We start from the raw sequence: 17,646 nt of genomic DNA on the forward strand, positions 1-17,646 counted from the left end.
TGCTTCTACGGCCGCGGCGTGGTCGCCGTACCGCCGTGGGAGGGGAGCGCCCTGCCTTGCCTGGCGTTGATGGGTCCCACCTCCTCGTTCCGCGGTCGTCGGTCCGGCGTCCGGCGCCCGACCTCTTCGGTCCGACGCCCGGCGTCCTGCGCCCGACGTCCGGCGTCCTGCGCCTGTCGTCCTGTGCCGTCCGCCGCGGCGCGTGCACGTGCTCGTGCGCGTCCCGGCGATCGACCCGGACGACCCTACCCCACGGGCCCGTTGGCGCCGCGCTGCCCGGCGACCGTGTCCATCGCCCGGGACAGGCGCTCCAGCACGCGCGCCGTCTCGGCGAACGCCTCCTCCCCGAGCTCGGCCGCCAGCCGGGCCGCCAGGTCGGCGTGGCCGGGGTCGATGCGGGCGACGGCGGCGCGCCCCTCCTCGGTGGGCCGCAGCAGCTTGGCGCGGCGGTGGGCCGGGTTCGGCGCGTACGCGGCGAGCCCCCGCTCCACGAGCAGGTCGGCGACGCGCTGGACGCTCTGGCGGGTGATGCCCATCGTGCGGGCGATCCCCGAGACCGGCAGCGGCTCGCGCAGGACGGCGCCGAGGACCTGCCACCACGCGGCGGTGAGCCCGGCGGGGCGGGCCAGTTCCTCGGAGACGGCGAGGAACTGGCCGTTGAGGCGGAAGACGCCGAGCGCGGTACGGCTCAACAGCGCCTGCTCGGCGCGGTGATGGGCATCGCGGTCCGGGCTCACGCGTCCGTGCCCTGCGCCGCCGCGAGGACCTCGTACGCGGCCGGGTCCGAGTCGTGGAACAGCCGGTACCAGGCGTCGAGGAGCTCGCCCTCGAACACCCCGAGCCGGCCCAGCACCTCGCGGGCGAACGCGACGGGCTCCGTCGACCCGGCAGTGATCAGGTCGCCGGCCGTCACGGCGTCCGCCTCCGTGTAGTGGGCAGCGCCGCGGTAGCCGGTCGCGGCCAGGTAGCCGGCGGCCGAGCTGGTGTGGGGGCGGTCGTCGAGGAGGCCCTCGCGGGCCAGCCCGGCCGTGGCCCCGCAGATCGCCGCGACCGGCACGCCCGCGTCGAGGAAGGCACGGGCGGTGGCGGCGAACGGCGCGAGCCGCTCCGCGTCGCCGTCCCACAGGTCGGCGCCGGGCAGTACCAGCAGGGCGCTGTCGTCGGGGCGCAGGTCGGCGAGGGCGAGGTCCGGGGTGACGCGCAGCCCGCCGAGCGTGGTGACCGGGCGGGCCGTCGGGCCGACCGTGCGGACGGCGAGGCCGCCGCGGGCCAGCCAGGCCGTGGCGTGCCCGGTCTCCCAGTCGGCGAGCGTGTCGTACACGGCGAGGTGCACGGTCCGCGGGGATGCGGTGGTGCCGGTCATGACGACCTCCTGGGGCGCGCTGTGGCGGGATCCACCTGATGGCAGAAGGCTGTCACCAAGGCAGCATGCTGTCAACAGTTCCCCGCGCGGCCCCGCCGCCGACCCCGGACACGACACCCTGCCGACCCGGGCGGGCGCCGCCCCCGACAAGGTGGCCATGTCCCGGCGCGGTCGGCGCTGCCTACGCTCACCCGCATGACCCCTCATCCCGACCCGCGGAAGGGCGCGGCCGTCAAGGCCGCCGACCGCGCGCACGTGTTCCACTCCTGGTCCGCCCAGGCGCTGATCGACCCGCTGGCCGTCGCCGGCGCCCAGGGCGCGTACTTCTGGGACTACGACGGCAACCGCTTCCTCGACTTCACGAGCGGCCTCGTCTTCAGCAACATCGGCTACCAGCACCCGAAGGTCGTCGCCGCCGTGCAGGAGCAGGCCGGCCGGCTCGCGACCTTCGCGCCGGGCTTCGCCGTCGACGTGCGCTCCGAAGCCGCCCGGCTGATAGCCGAACGCACGCCCGGCGACCTCGACCGGATCTTCTTCACCAACGGCGGCGCCGAGGCCGTCGAGAACGCCGTGCGCATGGCGCGGCTGCACACCGGCCGGCACAAGGTCCTCAGCGCGTACCGCTCGTACCACGGCGCCACCGCCACGGCGATCCACCTGACCGGCGACCCCCGCCGCTGGCCCTCGGACACCGGCGCCGCCGGGGTTGTCCACTTCTGGGCGCCCTTCCTCTACCGGTCGCCGTTCCACTCCGCGGACGAGGCACAGGAGTGCGAGCGCGCCCTGGCGCACCTGGAGGACACGATCGTCTTCGAGGGGCCCGGTACGGTCGCGGCGATCGTCCTGGAGACGGTCCCCGGCACGGCCGGCATCATGCCCCCGCCCCCCGGCTACCTCGCCGGCGTGCGGGAGCTCTGCGACCGGCACGGCGTCGTCCTCATCCTGGACGAGGTCATGGCGGGCTTCGGCCGCACCGGCCGTTGGTTCGCCGCCGAGCACTACGACGTCGTCCCCGACCTGCTCACCTTCGCCAAGGGAGTCAACTCCGGGTACGTGCCGCTGGGCGGCGTCGCCATCGGCCCGGAGATCGCCGCGACCTTCGAGCGGCGCCCCTATCCGGGCGGGCTGACGTACTCCGGGCACCCGCTGGCCTGCGCGGCGGCCGTGGCGACGATCCGGGCCATGGCGGAGGAGGGCGTGGTGGAGGCCGCCGACCGGCTGGGCGCCGAGGTCCTCGGCCCGGGGCTGCGGGAGCTCGCCGAACGCCACCCGTCGGTGGGCGAGGTGCGCGGCCTCGGCGCCTTCTGGGCACTGGAGCTCGTACGGGACCGCCGGACGCGCGAGCCGCTCGTGCCGTACGGCGCGGTCGGGGAGGCGAACGCGCCCATGGCCGCGTTCACCGCCGCCTGCCGGGAGCGGGGACTGTGGCCCTTCGTCACCATGAACCGGACGCACGTCGTCCCCGCCTGCACCCTGACCGACGCCGAGGCGAAGGAGGGTCTCGCGGCGCTCGACGCGGCGCTGTGCGTGGCGGACGAACACACGGGGTGACCCGCCGGTGCCCCACCCGTGCGGCCCGCCGGTGTGACGTCCCCCTCGCCCTACCCCTACGGGTGACCCCCTCCGACTGGCTTAAGGTGTCCGAAACCGGACGGAGGGGACCTGCCCATGCCCGCGAGCGGACCTGTCACCCGCAGCACTTTGCGCCAGCAGATCGCGGACGCGCTGCGTGACGAGGTGCTCGCCGGACGGCTGCAGCCGGGCAAGGAGTTCACCGTCAAACAGATCGCCGAACAGTACGGGGTCTCCGCGACGCCCGTGCGGGAGGCGCTGGTCGACCTGTCGGCGCAGGGACTGCTCGACTCCGACCAGCACAAAGGTTTCCGCGTGCACCAGTTCACGGTCGGCGACTACCGGGGCATGGTGGAGGCCCGCGCCCTGGTCGTGGACGGCGTCCTGCGACGCGATCCCCGGCACGCGGCGCACCGGGGCGGTGCCCGCGCGGCCACGGCCGGCGCCGCGACCGCGGCCGCGACCCCGCCCGGCGCGGTGCCGGCGACCCCGGCCGCGGCGGGCGCGGGGACGACCGTCCCTGCTCCGTCCGGCACGGCGGCCGCATCGGCGCCCGCGCCCTCGCCCGGCGCGGCCACGCGGTCCTGTCTGCCGGCGGAGGCGCTCGGGCCGGTGCGCCGTCGGGCCGAGGCCGCCGCCCGAGCCGCCCGCGCCGGCGACCTCGACATCCTGATCGGCTACGACGTCCGCTTCTGGCGGGAGCTGGGCGGCCTCGTCGCCAACCACTACATCGCCGACTTCCTCCACCGGCTGCGCGTCCAGGCGTGGGTCTTCGCCGTGCCGCACCTGCGCGCCGACCCGCGCCCCGGCGACTGGCTGTGGAGCGGCCACGAGGAGCTCGTCGACGCGGTCGCCACCGGGGCGCCGGCGCGGGTCGGCGCCGTCCTGGACGCGTACAACGCCCACGCCCTGCGCTGGGCGGACCACCTGGAACGCCTCCCGGCCCCGCGCCCCGCCCCACCCGCCTGACGCGCTCTCCACCACCTGACGCGCCGACATCCGCCCGACGTGACCCCACCCGCCTGACGCGCCCTCACCGGGCCGGCCGTGCCCCGCATCGGCCGAAGTGCCGGCGCACGGCCTCGCAGGGCCCCGCACGCGGCCGGCCCGGCGCCCTCATGGCACCTGCCGTTCCCTCACGTCACCCCGCACCCCCTCCGGTTCGCTACGCCGTACCGGAGGGGTCGCGCAGGACGAAGTACGGCGCCCGGCTCGACTCGCCGTCCGCGCGGCACCAGGGCGCGGTCACCTCGCCGAGCGCACCGGCGGTGTCCTCCTGCCCCGGGACGCGGACCACGACGAGCGCCGCCGCGTCCGGGTCGGCGCCCTCCGCCAACCGGGTGGTGACCGTCGGGTCGGGGGTGTCGCTCTCGCTCTGGGCCTGCGGTGCGGCGTCGCCCCGCAGGAGCGCCCGCACCTGCGCGACGAGCACCGGATCATGGGCGCCGTCGTACACCCAGCGCGTGCCCAGCACCCCGTGCTCGGACGTCCCGACGAGGGCGTCCTCGGCCCCGGCGAGCGGCGCGCCCCGGTAGGTGAGCGGCACGTGGTACGAGCGGGGCGCGTCCCCGGAGGTGTCGCCGACCACCATGAACTCGATGCCCACCGCCCCCTCCGGGTCGTCCAGCCGCCACCCGCCGATCCGGTCGAGCCGCGGCTCCCCGCCCGTGCCGTCGTACCACGGCTGCGCGGGCAGCCAACCGGCCAGGAGCTCCAGCTTGGTCGGTTCCATCGTCGTCCGGTGAATGATCGCCATGCCGGGTCAACTCCCCGCACGGCCACCGTGTTCCCCCCGGCGCGCGGGCCGCCCGGCTTCGCGAATGGTGCCACCGGGTATCACTCTGCCCGAACGCCGGGACCCGACGGCGCCGGACTAGTCTGTGCCGGACCTCCGCAACGGCCCACCGCCCACGGCCCGTCGTCCCGGACGCCCGATGACCCGAACGACCCGATGGCCCGAATGATCCGTTGCTCCGAACGATCCGTTGCCCCGATGACCCGAGAGTGAGTCAACCTTGGCCTGTGACCTGTGGCTGGTCCCCCTGGTCGACGTGCTGTGCCACAGCCCTGACAACCCGTTCGCCGAGGAGATCGCCGCCTACGACCGGGCGTTGACCGGCGCCGGGATGCCGGCCGTGCCGGTCTTCGCGTACATGCCCGGCCTGTCGGGTGACGTCGCGCCGGTCGCCGGGTTCGACTACGACGCCCTGCACTTCCTGCGCAGGGCATACCTGCTCCAGGTCTGCGGTCTCGCCGTGACGCCCGTCGACGAACTGGGCGGGGACTACGAGCAGCTGCTGGAGATGTTCGAGGCGACGGCACAGCAGTCTCACCTGGTCTGGCACTACGACCACGCGGGCGCCTACGTGCCCGTGGACTTCCCGACGCCGCTGTCGACGGAGGAGCTGCTGTCCGGCGGCGGACCGCTCGGCTCGGCGCAGGGGCTGCTGCGGGAGCTGGAGCACGTCGCCCCGTCGATCGGCATCGACCCGGGGAACCCGCCGGCCGCGCCGCTGCCGCCGCGGCACCCCACGTCGCTGGAGGAGCCGGCCGCGCCGATCCCGTACGACGACAGCCCCTTCGCCCGGGAGCGGCACGTGTGGCTGGGGCTGCACGCGGCGGCGACGCGGAGCCTCGCCCAGGGCTCCATGATCATCTTCAGTTGACGCGCGGGCCGGGCGCCGCCGCCGGCCCGCCGCGCGTCCCGGGGGAGCCGCTGGAAGACCCGGGAGCCCCGGGAGAGCCGTTGGGATCCCCGGGAGTCCCGGAGAGCCGCTGGGGCCCAGGAGTGTCCGGAAGGGACCGGGGGCGGGAGGATTTCCGGGGGCGGGAGGGCCGGGAGCGGCAGGTGTCAGCGCGGCTCCGGGGGCCGCTGGCGCGGCATGTTGGGACGGGTGGCCGGAGGCAGCAGGAAGCGGCCGCCCTGCGGCTGCGTCCCGCCGCCGTCGGAGCGCGCGTGCGCCGCCGCGCCCAGCGACTGCGTGACGAGCGGCGCGGGCCCGGCCCGGAACTCCACCATCCAGTCGGCCGTCTCGGCGCGCACCAGTTCCGTCACGTCGTCGGTGAACCGCCGCAGCACCCCGAGGCAGCGCTCCGCCGCCTCGCCCGCCGTGCCCTCGGTGGGCCCCAGCACCTCCCGCACGCTCTCCGACGCCCAGTCGAACTGGAGCGTCGCCAGGCGCCGCTGCACGGCCTGGGCGGTGGCCACGTCCCGCATCCAGCCGGAGGTCAGCCCGAAGTACCGGTCGCACGCCATGCACGCCGCGGCGAGCAGCAGGGAGAGGTACCCCCAGCCGGCGGCGCCGTCCAGGGCGCCCGTGAGGTCCAGGAGGGGCAGCGCGGCCCCGAGCACGGCGCCCAGCGCCGTACCGGCCCGCAGCGCGCGGGCGCCGCGGCGCTTCCACGTCCGGTCGGCGAGGTACCAGTCGGCGGTGCGCAGGGCGTTGCCCTCGACCCACCGGTACAGCTCGTCCAGCCGCTCGGCCGGCTCGCCCCAGTCGCCGAGCGGGAACGGCCGTCCCGTCAGGTCCTCGCCCCGGGCGGGCCCCCCGGGCTGCATCTCCGGCTGGCTCACCGGGGCACTCCTCTGCGCTCTGCGTGACAATGCGTGACGTGCGGTGACGGACGTTCCGTGGCGTGCGTGGCGGGTGGACGGGGGAGGTCGGCGGCGGCGGTGCGGTGACGAGCGGGGCGGGACGAGGGGACGGGCGGCGGGTCGGTGTGACGGCGGGGAGCGGACTGGGGCTGCCGGGTCGAGCGCGGCCGGAGGGGCGGACGGACGGGGAGCACGGACGGGGGGGGGCACGGACGGCGAGGACGGACGGGACGGGGGCGGGCGGGGCAGGTGGCGGACGGGTCGGGCGCGGGCATGGCACGGCCGTCGTGGCCGGTGGGGCTGGTGGTACCGGTCGGGTACCGCCTGGTCGGGGGCGTCCGGGGTGTGCGCCGCGCGGAGCCCTTCCTACCGCCGAATGGTGGTCCAGGGGGGCGACATCCGTGGATTTCCGCCCGCATGAGCGGCGTGATCAGGTAGGGGGCGCGCCAGGCGTTCACTCCAAAGAGTGCAGCGGTGTGCGTGGGGCGTGCCGAGCGGCGACCACGTAGGCTCGGCCGTGACCGATGACCTCGTCGACGCGCAGGAGTGACCGTGATCCCCGGTGGTGGCCAGCCCAACATGCAGCAGCTGCTCCAGCAGGCCCAGAAGATGCAGCAGGACCTCGCCCAGGCCCAGGAGGAGCTGGCCCGCACGGAGGTCGAGGGTCAGGCGGGCGGCGGCCTCGTGAAGGCCACGGTCACGGGCTCCGGTGACCTGCGGGCCCTGGTCATCGACCCGAAGGCGGTCGACCCGGACGACACCGAGACCCTCGCCGACCTGGTCGTGGCGGCCGTGCACGCGGCGAACGAGAACGCGCACCAGCTCCAGCAGGAGAAGCTCGGCCCGCTCGCGCAGGGCCTGGGCGGCATGCCTGGCCTGCCCTTCTGACCCCTTCGGCCCGGCCCCGCGGCAGCGGTGCCGCGGGGTGACGAGAAGTACCGACCGGTCCGGGCTCCCTCGACCTGGTTCCCCGCGGTTCCGCCCGGTCCGCCCGGTCCGCCCGGTCCGCTCGGTCCGCTCGGTCTGCTTGGTTCCGCTCAGTCTGCTTGGTTCCGCCCGCTACGAGCGGATCCGATGGACTGCGGGGCGGTTCGGGCCGATCCCGCCCGGCGCCCTCCGGCATCGGGCGCCCCGTGGGCACCCCCGTGCCGCGTTTCCCGACGGTGTCACCCACGCCGAGGCTTCTGCGGCGCACCCCCAGCAACTACCGTAAGACCAAGACTGCACTCCCGGAGAGGCGTTCCGTTGTACGAAGGCGTGGTCCAGGACCTCATCGACGAGCTGGGCAGACTGCCCGGCGTCGGTCCCAAGAGCGCGCAGCGGATCGCCTTCCACATCCTGCAGGCGGAGCCGACCGACGTACGGCGGCTGGCGCACGCCCTGCTGGAGGTCAAGGAGAAGGTCCGGTTCTGCGCGGTGTGCGGCAACGTCGCCCAGGAGGAGCGGTGCGGCATCTGTCGTGACGCCCGCCGGGACGACGCGGTCATCTGCGTGGTCGAGGAGCCCAAGGACGTCGTCGCGATCGAGCGGACGCGCGAGTTCCGGGGCCGGTACCACGTGCTCGGCGGGGCGATCAGCCCGATCGAGGGCGTGGGCCCGGACGACCTGCGGATCAGGGAGCTGCTGGCCCGCCTGGCGGACGGCACGGTCACCGAGCTGATCCTGGCGACCGACCCCAACCTGGAGGGGGAGGCCACCGCGACGTACCTCGCGCGGATGGTCAAGCCCATGGGCCTGAAGGTCACGCGCCTCGCCAGCGGACTGCCCGTTGGCGGAGACCTGGAATACGCCGACGAGGTCACGCTCGGTCGCGCGTTCGAAGGGAGAAGACTCCTCGATGTCTGACGCCACGCTCCACGCCCACTCGCTCGACCCGGACAGCTTCGCCGTCCAGGTCGCCGACTCCATCGAGTCCTTCATCGTGGCCACCACGGAAGTGGCGAAGGGCGACGAGCCCGACAGCGCCGTCCCCTTCCTGCTGCTGGAGGTCTCGCAGCTGCTCCTCGCCGGCGGCCGGCTGGGCGCGCACGAGGACATCGTCCCCGACGAGCCGTACGAACCGGACACGGGTCCGGACGTGGACGTGGACGAGCTGCGCCTGCGCTTCGCCGAGCTGTTGGACCCGGTGGACGTCTTCTCGGAGGTCTTCGACCCGTACGAGCCGCGCAAGGCGCCGGTCCCGTGCCGGATCTCGGACAACCTCGCCGACATCATCACCGACCTGCGCCACGGCCTGGCCCACTACCGGGCGGGCCGCACCTCCGAGGCGCTGTGGTGGTGGCAGTTCTCGTACTTCTCCAACTGGGGCCCCACCGCCTCCGCCACCCTCCGCGCCCTGCAGTCCCTCGTCTCGCACGTCCGCCTCGACCAGCCCCTGGAAGCCCTGGACGGCCTCGACACGGACGAGGACCTGCCCGACGACGACCTCGCCGAGGAGGCCGGCCGCGTCATGGTGCAGGAGATCGCCGGACCCCTGGGCCTGCACTCCCCCTCCCGAAAGTAGCCCCCGACGCCCCCGGACCCGGCCGCGCGGCTCGTCCACGCGCCGGGTCCGCGTCGTCCGCCGGGTCGCGTCGCCCGCCGGGTCCGCCGGGGTCCGTCGGGGTCCGTCGGGTCCACGTCGTCCGCGCGGGCGCCCCGCCGCGGCCCGTCCCGGACCGCCGCTCCCACCCCGGCCCTGTACGGCCGGGTGGCCGCTCCGTCTCGCCCCGGCCCCGTACGGCCGGGTCGACCGTGTCCCCTGCGGCTGAACCGGCCGCCACCGACGTCCACGCGGCGGCCTCCCCGACGTGACCCGCCCCACATTCCGCGTACCGGGCGGGCCGGCGGGCAGGTACCGGCTCGGAGCGACCGGACCGCGTCCCCGTCCGATGCGGATGATCACCACCTGAGCGGGACATCTCAGGATGTGGCACCACGGGGGCGTTCTCCGGTCGCTCGTTAGACTGAGCTGACCGCAAACGGACTGAGCGAGGAGCGCACGTGGGCCTTGTCGTGCAGAAGTACGGAGGCTCCTCCGTTGCCGATGCCGAGGGCATCAAGCGCGTCGCCAAGCGAATCGTCGATGCCAAGAAGAACGGCCACCAGGTGGTCGTCGTGGTATCCGCGATGGGCGACACGACGGACGAGTTGATCGATCTCGCCGAGCAGGTATCCCCGATCCCTGCCGGGCGTGAGTTCGACATGCTGCTGACCGCCGGAGAGCGGATCTCCATGGCGCTGCTGGCCATGGCGATCAAGAACCTGGGCCATGAGGCCCAGTCGTTCACGGGCAGCCAGGCAGGCGTCATCACCGACTCGGTCCACAACAAAGCGCGCATCATCGATGTCACGCCGGGCCGGATCCGCACCGCACTGGACGAGGGCAACATCGCCATCGTCGCGGGCTTCCAGGGCGTTTCCCAGGACAAGAAGGACATCACCACCCTCGGCCGGGGCGGCTCCGACACCACGGCCGTGGCCCTCGCCGCCGCCCTGGACGCCGAGGTCTGCGAGATCTACACCGACGTCGACGGCGTCTTCACCGCCGACCCGCGGGTCGTGAAGAAGGCCCGGAAGATCGACTGGATCTCCTTCGAGGACATGCTGGAGCTCGCCAGCTCCGGCTCCAAGGTGCTGCTGCACCGCTGCGTCGAGTACGCACGCCGTTACAACATCCCGATCCACGTCCGCTCGTCCTTCTCGGGGCTCCAGGGCACGTGGGTCAGCAACGAACCGCGAGGGGACCGCAAGGTGGAGCAGGCCATCATCTCCGGTGTCGCCCACGACACCTCCGAGGCGAAGATCACCGTCGTCGGCGTGCCCGACAAGCCGGGCGAGGCCGCCGCGATCTTCCGTACCATCGCGGACGCCGAGATCAACATCGACATGGTGGTCCAGAACGTCTCCGCGGCGTCCACCGGTCTGACGGACATCTCCTTCACGCTCCCCAAGACCGAGGGCCGCAAGGCCATCGACGCCCTGGAGAAGCAGAAGGGCGCCATCGGCTTCGAGTCCCTCCGCTACGACGACCAAATCGGCAAGATCTCCCTGGTCGGCGCAGGCATGAAGACCAACCCGGGCGTCACCGCCTCCTTCTTCGAGGCGCTGTCCGACGCCGGCGTGAACATCGAGCTGATCTCCACCTCCGAGATCCGCATCTCGGTCGTCACCCGCGCCGACGACGTCAACGAGGCGGTCCGTGCCGTCCACACCGCCTTCGGTCTGGACAGCGAGTCCGCCGAGGCCGTCGTCTACGGCGGCACGGGCCGCTGACGGCAGGGACCCGGACCGCGCGAACCCTTGCGGCCGGGACGTCGTGACGTCGTGACGTCGCGACGCGCCGGAAGCCGGCGCTCGCGGTCGTCGGCGCGACCGGAGCGGCCGGCGAGGTGATGCTCCGGATCCTGCCGCAGCGCGCCGACGTCCGGGGCGAGATACGCCTGCTCGCGCTTCCCCCCGCCACCTGCGGGGGGACGGCCGGCGGCGGGACGGTCATGGCGGGACGGCCGGACCCATCGGCCGCAGGCCGGCCGTACGGGGGCGGAGGCGGAGGTCCTCGCGCTCGGCGAGGAGACGCTCAGGGGCGCCGGCGTCGCCGTGTTCCTGGCCCGGAGGAGGTCGCCGCCCGCTGGGCGCCGATCGCCGCCGCCCGGGGCACCGTCGTCGTCGCCTCACCGGCGTTCCGTGCCGACCCCGACGTGCCGCTCGTCGTCCCCGAGGTCGACCCGCACGCCACCCGGCTCCGGCCGCGCCGCATCGTCGCGAGCCCCGACTGCACCACGCTCGCGCTGATCGTGGCCGTCGGGGCGCTCCGCGCGGAGTTCGGCCTCGACGAGCCGGTCGTCTCCGCGTACCAGGCGGCGAGCGGCGCCGACCAGGCCGGGGTCGACGTGCTGCGCGGGCAGGTCGGCGGCCGTCGCCGGCACCGGGCAGGGCGCCGCACCCGGCGACGTGCGCAGGGCCGTCGGTGACGACGCGGGTCCCTTCGCGGCCCCGCTCACCCTCGACGTCGTCCCCTGGTCCGGCACCTGCGAGGAGGACGGCTGGTCCTCGGAGGAGCTGCGCCTACGGGCCGAGACGCGCCGGATCCTCGCCCCCCGCCCTGCGGTCCGCCGCCACCTGCGTCCACGTCCCCGTCGTCACCGCCCACTCCGTCGCCGTGCACGCGCGGTTCGAACGGGCGGCACCGTCACGCGCACCCATGAGATCCTCGCCACCTCGCCGGGCGTCGTCCTCCAGGACGACCCCGAGACCGGCGACTTCCCCACCCCCGCCGACGTCGTCGGCACCGACCCCACGTGGGCGGGCCGGGCGCGCCGGCACCCGGGCGACGAACGGGCCCTGGAGTTCCTCGTGTGCGGCGACAACCTCCGCAAGGGGGCCGCGCTGAACACCGCGCAGATCGCGGAGGGCATCGCCGCGGAACCGGTCGCCGGACGCGCGGCGCCGGCCTGACCGCGGATACCCGGTGTGCGCCCGGCCCCGCCTTTGTAGGATCTGTGAACGCCCTGCGCAAAGGTCTTCGGTCCGTACCGCTGGAACTGGGGCGCTGGCATGTCAGACGACGCTTCCTCCCCCACGCCGGCGGTGGGTGGCGGCAGCGTCCGAACGCGGTCGCCCCATGGCGCGACCGCGTGAACGGGGCTTAGGGGAAGAGCGGATACGCATGAGGGCGAACGACGCACCGTCGAAAGCGGAGCCGTGCGCGTACAACCCTGACGGGGGTCGACGTGTCCAACTGGCGTGGCAGAGGTTCTCGACATCACATCAGCGGGCCCCCTTCGCGGTGGCGCGGCGGTCTTCCCGCTCGTACGACCGCCTCAGCGGCCCCCGCGGGACCGTCGGCGCGGCGGCGGCATGCCGGTGATCGCGCCCACGCCCGCCACGCGCCGTGCCGGCGTCCCGTTCCCGCGTGAGGGCGCCGGAGCCGGGACCGACACCGGGGCCGCGATGACCGCGGGCACCACCGTCGACCACCTCACCGAGACCTACCGCGCCCACTACCGTTCGCTGCTGGGCCTCGCCGCGCTCCTCCTCGACGACACCGCCTCCTGCGAAGACGTCGTCCAGGAGGCGTTCATCCGGGTGCACTCCGCGCGGCGCCGGGTCCGCGACCCCGAGAAGACCCTGGCGTATCTGCGCCAGACCGTCGTCAACCTCTCCCGCTCCGCCCTGCGCCGCCGAATACTCGGGCTGAAGCTGCTCTCCAAGCCGATGCCCGACATGGCGAGCGCGGAGGAGGGCGCGTACGACCAGTTGGAGCGCGACGCGCTGATCAAGGCGATGCGCGGGCTCCAGCGCCGCCAGCGCGAAGTGCTGGTGCTCCGGTACTTCGCCGACATGACGGAGGCGCAGGTCGCCGAGACCCTGGGCATATCGCTCGGGTCGGTGAAGGCGTACGGCTCCCGCGGCATCGCCGCCCTGCGCGTCACCATGGGGGCCACGGCATGAGCGACCGCGCGGACAGCCACGAGCACAACGGGCCGGACGGGCCGTCGGACGACCGGACTGGGAACGGAACTGTGAACAACGGGCACGACGGCGATCTGCACGCCGCCGGACAGGACTCCTCCGAAACGCACACCCCGGACACCACCACGCCGGACACGAGCGGCCCGGACAACGGCGGCGCGGACACCACCGGCCCGGACACCTCCGACCCGGACGCCAGCGGCACCGACGGCAGGGGTGCGGACGCCCCGGGCAGGGACACCCCCGCCACGGACGCCCCGGGCACCGCCGGCGCGCTCGGGGCCGGTCCGGACGCCACGGGCACCGACGGCACGGGGGCGGACGCCAGGGACGGGGACACCCCCGCCACGGACGCCGACGCGGACGGCCTGCTGGTCGACGAGCTCGCGCTGCGGCGCATGCTCCACACCGCCGTGGGCGACATCCGGCCCTCCGACGACGTGCTGGACCACCTCCGCAGGGCGGTCCCCGCCCGACGCGCACGCAAGCGCCAGGCGATCGTCGGCGCGGCAGCCGCGGTGATCCTGCTGGGTACCGGCGTCCCCGCCTTCGTCCACGTCGCCGCGTCGGACAGCGCCTCCGATGCCAACCCCGTCAACGCCGGCCACGGCGAGCAGGTCCAGGGCGGCACCGGGGACGCCATCAAGGGCGCCACCGGCGAGGAGACCACCGGCGGCCCCTCGGGCACGCCCGCGAGCAAGGCCAAGGGCGGCAAGGACCCGAAGGAGAAGCCGCAGGCGGCCGCCAGCGGCGCGACCGACGGCGCCGACGGCACCGCGGACCCGTCCACGTCCGCCACGGCGGCCCTCCCGGTCTGCGACCCGGGCCAGCTCGGCGTGGTCTCCGCCGACGCCGGGTCCCCCGGCTCCGACGGCACGGTGTACGGCACCTTCCGCATCTCCAACGTCTCCAGCACCGACTGCGTCGTCGACGGCGTGGGCACGGTCGGCTTCCGCGCGAACGGGGCCGCCGACCAGAACCGCATCAGCGTCGTCACCCACACGTCCGGTGACGCGGCGGGCGGCCTGCCCGACCCCTCCGCGTCGGTCAGCCACCTGACCCTGAAGCCGTCGGCGGCGTACGACGTGAAGTTCGCCTGGGTACCGGCCGAGACCTGCCCCACGGACGGCGGGAACACGCCCGACCCCACCCCGTCCCCGACCACGGAGCCCACGCCCGCGACCGGTGGCACCGGGACGGGCGCGGCGGAGGGCGGCGGCGCGGAGTCGGGCGCCGGCGCGGCCACCGAGCCCCAGCTCGTCTCCGAAGGGGGCACGGCCGACGGCAGCGTGAGCGTCACGCACACCCCGGACGTGGGCGGCCCCACGGCGGAGGCGACCGTCCCCGACGCCTGCACCGGCACGATCTACCGCACCGGTCTCCTCCCGGCCCAGTAACCCCCAGGACGGAAACGGGTGGGCCCACACCAGCGGCCCACCCCCGCCCCGGTCGCACCAAGGGCCAAGCCCCAGCCCCCGCCCGCAGCCGTCGGCAACGCCCCTACACCCCCGGCCGGCCCGAACGCCGTCGCCTGCCCGAGGCCCGACCGCCCCGACGCCCGTCCCAGGCCCTGCCCGAGCGACGCCGGCCCGCGCCGACGCCCGCCCAGCCCGGAGACGCGACGGCCGCCCCCATGCTCGGGCCGGCTCAACCCCCAGCCGCGCTGACGCCAGCTCAACCCCCCAGCCGCGCTGCCGCCGGCTCAACGCCCATCCACGTCCCGGCCGCCCCGACCACCATCCGCGTCCCGGCCGGCTCCATGCCTCGAGCCCCGGCCGACCCGACGCCCATCCACGCCCCGGTCAGCGCAACGCCTGCCAGCCCCCGGCCGGCCCCACGCCCGCCCAGCCCGGGCGACCCAGCGCCCGCCCAGCCCAGGTGACCCAACGCCCGCCGAAGCTCGGGCTCGGGCCCGGGCGGGATCAGCCGATGCCCTGGCTCTCCGGTTCCAGGCCCAGCGCGCGGTCCCGTTCCGCCTCCGCCTCGCGGCGGACGAGGCGGAACCACATGAACAGCACGAACCCCGCGAACACGAACCACTCACCCGTGTAGCCGAGATTCTGGAACGCCTTGATGTCCAGCCCCGTGCCCGTGGCCGCCGCCGCGGGCACCGGGGTGAGCCCGGACGGGGAGCGTGCGAGGGTCACCCACGCGTCGTACACCTCGTCCGGCACCAGGTTGACGAGGGACGCCGCGCTGATGATGCCGAGCTGGCCCTCCGGAAGCCCGCCCGCCGCGTGGACGCCCTTCGAGCCGGGGCTCTCCGACGCCTGGAGCGCCCCCGTCACGGTGACCTCGCCGACGGGCGGCGCCGGGGCGGCGGCACCCTTCGGCAGCCAGCCCCGCACCACCGGCAGGGCCTTGTCCTCGGAGGTGTGCAGCAACGTCAGCACGTAGGAACCGGTCCTGCCGTCCAGCTCGCGCCCCGGCACGAGGAACTGCTTCCCGTACCGGCCGCTGACCACGGCCTGACGTCCCGACGTCTCCTTGTCCACCGGCAGCAACTCCGCCAGCGGCGCCGGCGCCTCGGCCGCCTGGACGGCCGGGCGCTTCTCGGCCTCCTGGTGCGAGTCGACGCGGTCCTCGAACCTGCCCAGCTGCCAGATCCCCATGAACAGGCAGAACGGGATCGCCAGCAGCACGAAGACGTTGATCCCCCACCAGCGGGGGGTCGTCAGGAACCGGTACACCCCTCCACGGTACGGAACGACCTCACCCCCCGTCCGGCCGGGTCCCGCTCACGGTGGCCAGGTGCCGGGCCGCGAACTCGATCTCCTGGCGCAGTTGCTTGATCCGTTCCTCCACCACCAGCGAGCCGTGCCCCGCCTCGTACCGGTACACCTCGTGGACCGCGCCGCGGGCCGCGAGCCGGTCCACGTAGTTCTCCACCTGCCGGATCGGGCAGCGCGGGTCGTTGACGCCCGCCGCGATGTACACGGGCGCCCGCACCGCGTCCACGTAACTCAGCGGGTTCGACGCCGCCCACCGCTCGGGCACCTCCTCCGGGGAGCCGCCGAAGAGCGTCCGGTCGAGCGGCCGCAGCGCCTCCATCTGGTCGTGGTACGCCGTGACGTAGTCGGCGACCGGCACGTCGGCGATGCCCACCGCCCACGCGTCGGGCTGTGTGCCCAGACCCAGCAGGGTCAGGTAGCCGCCCCACGAACCACCGGCCAGCACCAGCCGCTCCGGGTCGGCGAGACCCGACGAGACGGCCCACTCCCGGACGGCCGCGATGTCCTCCAGCTCGATGAGCCCGACCCGGTGCCGGAGCGCGTCCGTCCACTCCCGGCCGTATCCGGTGGAGCCGCGGTAGTTGACCCGGACCACCGCGTACCCGTGGTCCACCCACGCGGCGGGGCCGGCGGCGAACGCGTCGCTGTAGTGCCAGGTGGGGCCGCCGTGGATGTCGAACACCGTCGGCAGCGGGCCGGCCACCCCCGCCGGCCGATGGACCAGCGCGTGGACGCGGCCACCGGGGCCCTCCACCCACACGTCCTCCACGGCGACGGACCCGGGCGCCCGCATCCCGGGCGGGTCCAGCACGACCGCACCCGACGTCGACCTCACCTCCGGCGGCGTCGCGGCCGACGACCACAGGTACTCGACCTCGCCGTCCGGGCGGGCCGTCGCGTCCGACACGGAACCGGTCGGAGTGTCGACCCGCGACAGCCGGCGCGTCGCCAGGTCGTACCGCCACAGGTCGCTGCGCGCCTCGAAGCTGTGGACGACCAGCAGCCCCGACCCGTCCGGGTACCACTCGGCACTCACGTCGCCCGGCAGGTCCAGGTCGAGGTCCGTCTCCACCCCGGACGCCACGTCCCAGACCATCGGCTCCCACCGGCCGCGCCGCTGGTGCCCCACGAGCAGCCGGGTGTCCCCGTCGACCGGTGCGAAGCCGAGCACCGCCAGGCCCAGCGGCTGCGTACCGCCCTTGGTGTCGTCGAGCTCCGCCACCTGCGTCACGGGCGGGGCGCCCGAGGCGCCGGCGGCGTCGGCGAGCCGTACCACGCGCAGCGCCGCGTGCGTCGCGTCGCCGTGCTCTGTGTGCTCGATGGCGACCAGCGTCCCGTCGTGCGACAGGTCGCCGACGCCGGCGGACTCGCGGTGCCGGTAGATCTCCACGGGCTCCTGCCCGGGGCGGACCACGTGGAGGGTGGTGCCCTCCTCCTCCGTGGACCGGCCGACGACCGTGGTCCCGTCCCGCCCGACGGCCAGGCCCGCCGGATACGACGGCGCCAGCCCGGGCACGGCCGGTTCGTCCGCCCCGCCGGCGAACGGCTGCCGCATCCACACCCCGAACTCGTCGCCGTCGGTGTCGGCGAACCACCAGATCCACTCGCCGTCCGGGGAGAGGACGCCGTCCGTCGTGCCGTTCGCCCGGTCCGTCACCTGCCGCTGTCCGCCGGTCTCCCGGTCCCAGGCGTACAGCTCGTACGTCCCGGTCGCGTTCGACACGAAGAGCGCCCGGTGCGGCGCGTCGAACGCCCACTCCGGCAGGGAGAGCCGCGGCGCGCGGAACCGCTTCTCCCAGTCCGGCACGTCGGGCCCGCCGGCGGGCGGGGTCTGCTTCGTCGGTACGTCGCTCGGCTCAGTCATGCCGTCCATCATGGACCGTCCGGCCGACATCCCGCCGGGCCTGTGGACAACCTGTCCACAGGGCCGC

At 74.7% G+C, this 17,646-nt stretch carries 17 protein-coding genes and 1 pseudogene; 12 read left to right on the top strand and 6 right to left on the bottom strand.

Features of this window, described 5'->3' with window-relative positions; genetic code table 11:
• Positions 1–245: 245 nt before the first annotated feature.
• Both NRO40_RS16090 and NRO40_RS16095 read right to left on the bottom strand, forming a co-directional pair.
• Positions 246–737, bottom strand: a complete 492-nt coding sequence (locus NRO40_RS16090; protein WP_058940813.1) for a MarR family winged helix-turn-helix transcriptional regulator — start codon at positions 735–737, stop codon at positions 246–248.
• Positions 734–1,363: a DJ-1/PfpI family protein gene (locus tag NRO40_RS16095; RefSeq protein WP_058940814.1), complete on the bottom strand. Its 630-nt coding sequence runs from the start codon at positions 1,361–1,363 to the stop codon at positions 734–736. The genes NRO40_RS16090 and NRO40_RS16095 overlap by 4 nt, the downstream gene beginning before the upstream one ends.
• 195 nt (positions 1,364–1,558) lie before the next feature.
• Between NRO40_RS16095 and NRO40_RS16100 the strand changes: the two genes are divergently transcribed.
• Together NRO40_RS16100 and NRO40_RS16105 are read left to right on the top strand one after the other, a co-directional pair.
• Positions 1,559–2,914 (top strand): aspartate aminotransferase family protein, encoded by a 1,356-nt coding sequence (locus NRO40_RS16100; protein ID WP_058940815.1) that lies wholly within the window; start codon positions 1,559–1,561, stop codon positions 2,912–2,914.
• A gap of 117 nt (positions 2,915–3,031) precedes the next feature.
• The gene (locus NRO40_RS16105; protein ID WP_058940816.1) at positions 3,032–3,904 is read left to right on the top strand and encodes a GntR family transcriptional regulator; all 873 of its coding nucleotides are present in this window, start codon (positions 3,032–3,034) and stop codon (positions 3,902–3,904) included.
• 196 nt (positions 3,905–4,100) lie between these two features.
• Here the strand turns inward: NRO40_RS16105 and NRO40_RS16110 are convergent, their stop codons facing one another.
• A complete protein-coding gene (locus NRO40_RS16110) occupies positions 4,101–4,691 on the bottom strand; it encodes a maltokinase N-terminal cap-like domain-containing protein (RefSeq protein WP_058940817.1) in 591 nt (196 codons plus the stop codon).
• A 259-nt stretch (positions 4,692–4,950) separates the two neighbouring features.
• Between NRO40_RS16110 and NRO40_RS16115 the strand changes: the two genes are divergently transcribed.
• A complete protein-coding gene (locus NRO40_RS16115; protein WP_058940818.1) occupies positions 4,951–5,601 on the top strand; it encodes a hypothetical protein in 651 nt (216 codons plus the stop codon).
• Positions 5,602–5,786: 185 nt separating this feature from the next.
• Here NRO40_RS16115 and NRO40_RS16120 read toward each other — a convergent pair whose 3' ends face one another.
• Positions 5,787–6,509: an SLATT domain-containing protein gene (locus tag NRO40_RS16120; protein ID WP_408057011.1), complete on the bottom strand. Its 723-nt coding sequence runs from the start codon at positions 6,507–6,509 to the stop codon at positions 5,787–5,789.
• Positions 6,510–7,082: 573 nt separating this feature from the next.
• On the opposite strand from NRO40_RS16120, the gene NRO40_RS16125 reads away from it, so the two are divergent.
• The 9 genes and pseudogenes from NRO40_RS16125 (at position 7,083) to NRO40_RS16165 (ending at position 14,380) form a co-directional block, all read left to right on the top strand.
• Positions 7,083–7,418, top strand: coding sequence for a YbaB/EbfC family nucleoid-associated protein (locus tag NRO40_RS16125; protein ID WP_058940819.1), 336 nt, complete (start codon positions 7,083–7,085; stop codon positions 7,416–7,418).
• Between the two features lie 357 nt (positions 7,419–7,775).
• The gene (gene recR / locus NRO40_RS16130) at positions 7,776–8,375 is read left to right on the top strand and encodes a recombination mediator RecR (protein WP_058940820.1); all 600 of its coding nucleotides are present in this window, start codon (positions 7,776–7,778) and stop codon (positions 8,373–8,375) included.
• The gene (locus NRO40_RS16135; protein ID WP_058940821.1) at positions 8,368–9,033 is read left to right on the top strand and encodes a DUF5063 domain-containing protein; all 666 of its coding nucleotides are present in this window, start codon (positions 8,368–8,370) and stop codon (positions 9,031–9,033) included. The genes recR and NRO40_RS16135 overlap by 8 nt, the downstream gene beginning before the upstream one ends.
• Positions 9,034–9,512: 479 nt before the next feature.
• The gene (locus NRO40_RS16140) at positions 9,513–10,784 is read left to right on the top strand and encodes an aspartate kinase (protein ID WP_058940822.1); all 1,272 of its coding nucleotides are present in this window, start codon (positions 9,513–9,515) and stop codon (positions 10,782–10,784) included.
• A 221-nt stretch (positions 10,785–11,005) separates the two neighbouring features.
• A pseudogene (locus NRO40_RS30700) lies at positions 11,006–11,188 on the top strand (hypothetical protein); the annotation flags it as partial.
• Between the two features lie 21 nt (positions 11,189–11,209).
• Positions 11,210–11,482 (top strand): aspartate-semialdehyde dehydrogenase, encoded by a 273-nt coding sequence (locus NRO40_RS16150; RefSeq protein WP_232790975.1) that lies wholly within the window; start codon positions 11,210–11,212, stop codon positions 11,480–11,482.
• Positions 11,463–11,966, top strand: a complete 504-nt coding sequence (locus NRO40_RS16155; protein WP_232790965.1) for an Asd/ArgC dimerization domain-containing protein — start codon at positions 11,463–11,465, stop codon at positions 11,964–11,966. Before NRO40_RS16150 ends, NRO40_RS16155 begins: the two co-directional genes overlap by 20 nt.
• A 288-nt stretch (positions 11,967–12,254) precedes the next feature.
• Positions 12,255–12,962, top strand: coding sequence for a SigE family RNA polymerase sigma factor (locus NRO40_RS16160; protein ID WP_079046843.1), 708 nt, complete (start codon positions 12,255–12,257; stop codon positions 12,960–12,962).
• Entirely contained in the window at positions 12,959–14,380 is a 1,422-nt protein-coding gene (locus NRO40_RS16165) for a hypothetical protein (RefSeq protein WP_107115011.1), read from the top strand. Before NRO40_RS16160 ends, NRO40_RS16165 begins: the two co-directional genes overlap by 4 nt.
• 525 nt (positions 14,381–14,905) lie before the next feature.
• Here NRO40_RS16165 and NRO40_RS16175 read toward each other — a convergent pair.
• Together NRO40_RS16175 and NRO40_RS16180 are read right to left on the bottom strand one after the other, a co-directional pair.
• Positions 14,906–15,673, bottom strand: a complete 768-nt coding sequence (locus tag NRO40_RS16175; RefSeq protein WP_058940825.1) for an SURF1 family protein — start codon at positions 15,671–15,673, stop codon at positions 14,906–14,908.
• A 22-nt stretch (positions 15,674–15,695) separates the two neighbouring features.
• Positions 15,696–17,579: a S9 family peptidase gene (locus NRO40_RS16180; RefSeq protein ID WP_232790966.1), complete on the bottom strand. Its 1,884-nt coding sequence runs from the start codon at positions 17,577–17,579 to the stop codon at positions 15,696–15,698.
• Positions 17,580–17,646: the final 67 nt, after the last annotated feature.

It is taken from the genome of Streptomyces changanensis (assembly GCF_024600715.1).
Classification (GTDB): Bacteria; Actinomycetota; Actinomycetes; order Streptomycetales; family Streptomycetaceae; genus Streptomyces; species Streptomyces changanensis.